Source organism: Aquimarina spongiae (assembly GCF_900141785.1).
Taxonomy (GTDB): Bacteria; Bacteroidota; Bacteroidia; order Flavobacteriales; family Flavobacteriaceae; genus Aquimarina; species Aquimarina spongiae.
In genome coordinates, this window is sequence record NZ_FQYP01000020.1 from 1 (window position 1) to 8,498 (window position 8,498).

Annotated in this window: 4 protein-coding genes; all 4 read right to left on the bottom strand. The window is 35.4% G+C overall.

The annotated features are described in order from the left end of the window. On the bottom strand, positions 1 to 3,395 hold a 3,395-nt coding region (locus BUE24_RS23450), incomplete at its 3' end, for a beta strand repeat-containing protein (RefSeq protein ID WP_211483337.1). A gap of 708 nt (positions 3,396 to 4,103) precedes the next feature. Beyond that, a complete protein-coding gene (locus tag BUE24_RS24120; protein ID WP_170864661.1) occupies positions 4,104 to 4,268 on the bottom strand; it encodes a hypothetical protein in 165 nt (54 codons plus the stop codon). A gap of 1,678 nt (positions 4,269 to 5,946) precedes the next feature. Next, entirely contained in the window at positions 5,947 to 7,902 is a 1,956-nt protein-coding gene (locus BUE24_RS24410; protein ID WP_073322206.1) for an OmpA family protein, read from the bottom strand. Positions 7,903 to 7,931: 29 nt separating this feature from the next. Further along, on the bottom strand, positions 7,932 to 8,498 hold a 567-nt coding region (locus tag BUE24_RS23465; RefSeq protein ID WP_139242106.1), incomplete at its 5' end, for a PorP/SprF family type IX secretion system membrane protein.

The window sequence follows — 8,498 nt, forward strand, 5'->3', positions numbered from 1 at the left end:
ATCGTAATCGTCTGAGTCACATTGATGCTGTTTCCAGCAGCATCCGTAACACTATAGGTTCTGGTGATCACTTCTGGATTGCTGTTCCCATCGCTGACATCACTTACAAAAGCTACTGTTGGTGTACCGCAGTTATCCGCTTCATCGGTAACGACGGTAATATCTGGTGTGGGTGCAGCACATTGGGCTGTGATTGGTGATGGATTACTCGCTGTAGGATCGGTAGTATCGTTAATCGTAATCGTCTGAGTCACATTGATGCTGTTTCCTGCAGCATCCGTCACACTATAGGTTCTGGTGATCACTTCAGGATTGCTGTTCCCATCACTAACATCACTTACAAAAGCCACCGTTGGTGTACCACAGTTATCCGCTTCATCAGTAACGACAGTCACATCTGGTGTTGGTGCAGCACATTGGGCTGTGATCGGTGATGGATTACTCGCTGTTGGATCGGTAACATCTTCAACAGTAAGTTCCACCTCATTTGAGGTTGCTACAGTACACAGATATGTAGAACTGGAAGCAATAAGACGATAACGGTTTCCATCAGCCCCAACCGGAGCATTCGTTATGGTTAATGTTGTAGTCGTAACCGTACTGTGAATCCCTGAATTAGTTAAATCATCCCAAGATGATCCATTAAACAACTGCCATTGATATGTATCCGCATTAGATGTAACAACACTAAATGTTGTATTGGTATTAGGACATATAGCGGAGTTGGTAGGTTGAGTAGTTATTGACGGAGCAGTTCCTGGAGTAACCACATCTGAATTTGTTCCAGTATATCCATCACTTCCAGAGGTGACAACTCCATTACTATCCACTGTCAAACCTGAACCAAAAGTCCCATTTCCTAAGAATCCATTATTATCATTATCGGTAAACCCTGCTTCAATTACATCATTACAGCCATCATTATCACTATCCAGTTCTAAGAAGTTATCATCATTATCTGTATCACTGTCGGTCAATGTATAGTTAATTGTTCCACTATTTTCATTTCCCACGCCCTGAACCGCATCAGGAATACCATCAGTTCCAACAGCTCCCGAAACCACTCCATTTACTTGTGTTTGGTTATGCCCAGCTTCAACGGCATCATAAATTCCATCGTTATCGCTATCCAAATCCAAATGATTAGGAACTCCATCTTGATCTCGGTCAAAAGTAGTATCTAAATCATCACATATTCCATCAGTATTTCCATCGGTACAGGTAGGAGCTCCTCCACTCCCGTTGTTATCAGCATCTTCAAAATTTAAGATCCCATCATTATCCGCATCTGCCGAAGGGTCGACCCCTAAGTCATTTTCTAATGTATCGGTTATCCCGTCGTTATCGTCATCCAGGTCTACTTCGTCAGGTATATCATCTCCATCTGTATCCAGAGTACCTACAATGGTTATGATTAAGTTTGCCGAATCTGTATTTAATGCCCCATCTCTTAGTGTATAGGGCGTAGTATCTATTAATGTAGCTCCAGCGGCAAGTGCCATCACTGCTGGATTATTTTGATCCAGCACATAGGTATAAGATCCATCTGAATTAATGGTTAGAAAACCATACATGGTTGGTATTGAATTTCCTACATTGGCAGCAACACCATTTACTTCGGAAACGACCACCACATTATCTCCTTGCCAAAAAATATCGGATACTCCAGCTATTTGCCCTCCAGGATCGGCATCAGTAACATTAGGCCCATAATTATATGAGATTACTAATTGATCTATCGGTGCTTGAAATGCGATATTAATATTTCCCGTTGCATCCTCCTCTACAGCAGTCCCTGTTCCATAAAAAGTATCTGATCCTGCTTCTACAATTCCACCAGTTCTAATAAAATTGTAATTTACTGGTGTTGGTGAGCCACCAGAGAATCCCTGAATTGTAACCTGATCTTGCCAAATTGTACCTTGAGAATAATCAATATCTGTGACTAAAAACCCGACATTAAAAACCTCTTGATCAAAATCTATAATCAGCTGAGTATCTGAGACTGGATTGGTTGCTGGATCTATATTGAATAACAAATACCCAGTATGCCCTCCATTGGTTAAGGTGTTTTGAGAAGTTTGGTTAAATGCATTTCCCGCCCCACTTGGATCCAATGAGGTGAAATCTACATTTACTCCATCTATAGTCCTGGTTTGCCCTCCTACAGCAGCTCCATTTGTAAATTCATTTTCCCAAATTAATCGAGATAATGGTCTATCTAATAAATCTTGCCCACTTGATCCATCCCCATCTATCACATTACCTGTAGCTGTATTTACTACTCCCACACTTACACTATTGTTATCATCTACAGCAACAGGGGGATCATCTACCCCGTTGATTGTAATCGTCAGAATCCCGTAATCAAAAGCACCGCTACTATCTTCTACAGTGTACGCTATAATATCATCCAGCGATGTGCTACTTGTCAATCCCGCTACTGCTGGACTACTTGTATCTACCAAGTATGAATAGGATCCATCAGATTGTACAGTTATAGAACCATATAGTGTATTATATGTTGTCCCTACAGCAGAAGGAAAAACGTTTATTTCGGATACTGATAACACATCTCCTCCTGTTGTATTGTCAGTATCATTAGTCAATACATTACCAGTAATAGGAGTCACCGAGTTTGCATTAACACTATTTGCATCATCTACAGCATCAGGAGCTACAACAACATGAATAAGTGTTTGTGATGTTGTAGAACCACCGGTAGTATCATTAAGAGTAAAATCTAATGTTCTCAACCCCTCTGTATATGGAGAATTCAAATCTCCATAGAGAATTATTTCTAAAAAATCTTCTAAAATTGCATTAGGTATTGGTGTATTTGAAGTTTCTGTAATAGTAAAACTAGTTCCTGTTTGAGCGACTTGAATAACCAACCCTCCTGCTCGATTATACGTATTGGTATTGTTTGCTGTAAAAAAATAGATATCGAATCCTCCTGCATCTGCAGGAATTGCAAAAAGCTCGTTAGCATCAATATTACCTGTAACAGTTATTGTTGCACTTGATATAGTCCCTGTGTCTGAGGTGATTGCTACATTACCTCTTGTAGTTCGAAAAACATTGCCAGTTGTAGGCTCTAAGAAGAATTCGTAATCATCGCCCGGTGTAATTTCATCTAGATCTAATGTAGGAGGATCTAAAGGTGATTTTGTGCTAAATGTGCTTTTGGCAAGACTAAAAGAAGGTAATACTTGTTGTTCCTGATCAATGTTTTTTAAAAACAATTCATTACCATTAGTGCTAAATAACTGATCTTGAAGATGGAAATTTTCGTAGAGTTCTAAGGCCAAGTTAGTACGATCGTCTTGCGCTACGAAAACAAAAGATTTAAACAAACAAAGTACTAGTAAGAAGGAAGTATTTAAACGATGCATATATTTTGAATTTTGTTCTCAATGTAAATCCTGTATAGGGGAAAAAATGTTGTCACCGTACTACTAAAGCACGTTAACAAATTGATCACATAATATTCTTTATTCGAGTTCTATAGAAGACAGAACATAATACTAGTTGAATAATGATATGTTCATATAATAGCAGATCCTTGCAAATGGAATTCCATTTACATCTTTTTAATGAGTAATAAATTGAAGTAAACATAAAAGACATTTTAGACAATGATTATCAATAGTTATTCACCCAAAACATGTCTCAGACATGATTTGGTAACATTTTGACTTAGCATTTATCTAAAAAATATTCAAGCAGCGATTTATATCTTTAATCGTTAAAGAAGTAATCTATATAGGGGATAAACATAGATCTATAAAACAATATTTTGTACTGCACGATAATTTTAAACACTTGTATAAAACAAGATTTCTTTTCTTTCCTAAATTTATGTATAATACTTATTTAATCACAAACCTTAAACCTCAAAATTAATAAGGTAAAACCATATAAAAACCGAAAAAAGCTAACATCCAAGCGGTTAAACTATGTTTGTTATCGAAAAGGGCACTATATAAATGATATAATCTTAAGAATTGAGGGAATATGTTTTTAAGATTGATCCTAAAAGCATAAAAACTAAAGACCTTTCCTAAGTTAGGAAAGGTCTTTCAATTAAATAACAAATATTTTTAAGATCCTGTAATACAAGTACATTGTCCAGTAAAAATATTTCCTTGAACTGTACCCGGACAAAAATCAAAACAACTGTCCATTACATAATCACCTCCGCGAACATTTTTTTGCGCATTACGATTTAAAGTTTTTACTCCCTCAAGATTCAATAATTCTTTCATGATTTAATTTTTTTAAAATGGTTTATTCTTGAACAGTTAAAGACACTCAAGACATATGTCTAATGGAATTGTTGATAATCAAGAATAACGATAATGAAAATGTCAAATAAGGAGTAAACTATATTTTAAAACTTCCTGGAATATACAGTGCGCTTACCAACGCGAAAAACAAAATTTTAAATTACAATCTGAAATTTATTCTCTATACATGTGATAGTAAACATTCAGATTTTAGGAAAGTTCTATGTCATACTGGTTAACTTCTTTATATCTATCGTTATTCACATTTTTTACTAAAGCCGGCTCGCCAAAACTTTATTTCAGTAAAAAATCATTATTATCAATTTATTAAGTACATCTTTTGAAAAAAAACAATGCTTAATCTACTAAGATCATTTTATCATTATTGGTACCAATTTTTCCTTTGTATTTTTAAATACTAGTTGTACTTTTTTCTTGAAATAAAATTATGCATAAAAGACTGATTATAAGCATTTTAAAACATCAAAAAAAATACGGATTAACCGTAAAAAACTTATAAATCACTGAAAAACAATAATTTACAAACATTATTAACTAGTATTCTTAGTTCAAATAGAGTAAACTTTAACAAAAAAAGTAAGAAAACACTTATATTTTATATATCAAAAACCTCAAAAAAACGTTATTTATCCTTCAAAAAAATGTTTAAATCGATTTTTTAAGTATAAAATTCAAGTCCAGAATTTAATAATTAAAGAAAATAATGATTGGATTGTTTCATTTTGTATTGTCTAACAATTTGATAGCTGATATCAATTATTCCTATCCTTTATACCCACTTGAAGGTTTGCTTCAACCTTGTAAAAAAGAAAATGCCAAACCAAGGTATATGAACAGCAATATCAAAAAACTAGTTAGCATGATAAAATTTCTATATACATATTTACTACAGTTGGTTTTAAGAATCTTGCTATTAAAACATATTTCAAAAACATCTACAGAGAGAAAAGAATAAGATTTTCGTTTTGTAGCAGATACTATTTCCTTCATAATGGTTGATTTGGTTTGAATTAATAGTTATTCAGACCCTTGCTTGCAGACTCGCCAAAATTATGCAATGAACAAGGTTGTTTATTAATAATTAAAATTCATTTGTCAATTAGCATGTACTATGTATACGATAAGTAGTATTGATTAAGGGATTTGTAAATCAACCCTAAAATTGAGGAAGGAAATAAACATCACCTACAGCATATCCTCCTATATTAATCAAGATCACTTAATCATATAAAACCATAAGATCAAAGTAAATACTAAGATCCTGCACTTGGACGATGTAAAAACAACTATACTAACAGTAATAAACTACTTATTAAAATAAGGGGTGCTTATATTTTTAACAAGTGTGTTGAGGATATATCTATTACTGCAATTAATTGAATATTAGATGACATTTTTTTAACAATATAAATGTATATATAAAACTTCAAACATAGACATGACTAAGCATCAAAATAATTACGGTTATGCCGTAACAAAATATTTAAGAAACTGATTAACAGACAAAAAAGCAAAAATAAAAGAAGGATATAGCACAAATTATTTTTTGTACTATGCTATTCTACGGAAAAACCTTATTTGCTTTTTTCGCATGGTACAGCACTCATAGTCATCTATATTCAAGCTAGTTCGGGTGTTATTTCACGATAATAAACTCACTTCTTCTATTGAGTTGATATTGATCTTTGGTACAATTGCTATCATTACCACAGTCATTAACCGGTTCGGTTTCTCCATATCCTTTGCCACTCAAACGATCTGAAGAAATACCTTTGCCGATCATATAATCAACCGTAGACTTGGCTCTCTTCTCGGATAAGTACAAGTTGTAATCATCATTACCATGACTATCCGTATGTGAACGTACCTCTATCTTCATTTGTGGATATTGGGTCATCACTTCAATCACTTTAGCCAATTCTATCTTAGCATCTTCTCTAATGTATGATTGGTCAAAATCAAAATAGATCGGTTTTAAGGACAAGACTTTAGCTAGATCATCCCCAACTCCTGCTGACTTGATCTTCTTCTCCATTGCTAAAGGAACATCAAGGGTCTGTTTGGTGTCTGGGGTAGTAACCAACTTTTCTGTAGTGGTGTATTCCTCTTTCTCGGCTCTTACAAAGTATTTGGTGCTGCATTCCAACTCGTCGGTAGTGTACTTCCCGTCTTCTCCTACTTCTATACTTTCGATCAAGTTGTTGGCACTATCGTAAACCGATACCTTTACTCCTGTAAGTGGCTCGTTGGTATCTTTGTCTGTGACTAATCCGGCTATAACAATCTTACAAAACTTACGCAGGTCTTCTAACTGTAAAAAGCTGTAGATATCATCACTTCCTATCCCTCCTGCTCGGTTCGAAGAAAAATAACCTCGCTTGGATTCATCATCTACGATAAAAGCGAAATCATCCTTGGGACTGTTGACCGGCTTACCGATATTAACCACCAAAGCCTCTTCTTCGGTCTGTGGGTTTAAACGAGTTACAAAAACATCTAACCCTCCTAAACCTAAATGTCCATTTGATGCAAAATAAAGATCATTGCTCTTACTGATAAATGGAAAGGTCTCCTTTCCTTCGGTATTGATGGTATCCCCTAAGTTCTCTGGCTCTCCAAAACTACCATCTCCATTGATGGCTACACTATAGATATCAGACAATCCTTTACCTCCTGGCATATCGGATGAAAAATACAAAGTCTGCTCATCTATACTCAAAGCTGGGTGAGCTGTAGAGTATTCATCACTATTAAAGGATAAACTCTGTGGAGTAGTCCATCCTCCCTGACTGTTCTTATACGATCGGTAGATCTTTAACTTATTGGTTCCTTTCTTATCCTTACCGTACTTACGTTTTACGTAGTTGTTTCTGGTAAAATATACTGTACTCCCATCTTTGGTAAAGATCGGGGTAGACTCATGAAACTCTGAGTTGATCGTACCGTTAAACTTCTTGATCTCGGATAACTCTCCATTGGTAGGATCATATTCAGCCTGAAACAAATCCAAAAAGGCCTCATTATTCCATTGATGTACTGTCTTTTTAAATATTAAGGTATCTCTGGAGGAAGCAAAAACTACAAAACGATCATAAAAGGCAGTACCAAAATCCGTAAACGAAGAATTGATAGAAGAGTTCTCTATCTCGAATCTACCCGATTGAAAATCGATCCTTTCTAAGTAATTAGGTTGATCCCCAAATAGTTTAACACGATTATCATCATTAGCCAGTTCGGTAAACTTCTTCATATACACATCGGCCTGATCATATTGTTCGGCAGCCTTTAAGGTCTGAGCATATCGAAAATAATACTCCGCCTCTGCCTCACTACTGTAATCATCAATTAGCTCCTTATACCATTTCTGTGCCTCTGCATATTCACTGTTGAAATAATAACTATTGGCCAACTTCTTTAACAAATCGGCATCCTTATAGCCTTTCTTTATGATCTTTAGATAGGTCTCTTGGGCATCGATATACTCATATCGATCATATTGACCCTGGGCCTTGGCTAGTTTCTTCTCTTGACCAAAAGAAACCGATAGCATAACTAAGGAAACTAAAACAACTGAAAGTAAATCTCTCTTCATATCAATGGTTAGGTTAAATATCTCTACTATTAAAAGAATCTTGGAGTCAGCATTCTATTGTATTTCTTAAATAACTCAAAGCGTAACATCACCTCATAACTCCCATCATTAAACTGCGATTGCCCCAACTCTGTGGTCTCTCTATCATAGGCAAAACCAATCATCATCGAATCCGAAATCTGGAAAGCAACTTGACCTGTTACCGCTGCACTCCATCGATAAGCAACTCCCAAAGTTAATCGCTCATATAACAAAAAGTTTGCGGAAACATCAACCTGTAACGGTGCTCCAAAAACCAATTTACTCAATAATGCTGGTTTAAACTTGAGGTCATCCGTAATATTAAAAACATGACCCGCTATCAAATAGTAATTAATTCGTTCCTCGGCCAAAAAACTAACCGCCTCACTTGAACTACTCGTGGTACTCTCATCAAAATGATCTGTCTCTAACAAATTAGGAGCACTAAGTCCCAAATAAAACTTATCGGTGTGATAATACACTCCAATTCCTACCTGAGGACTAAATTTATTATCAATATTGTTCTCAAACAAGGCATCATTTTGATTGAACTGAGTCAATTCCTGAAAATCAAC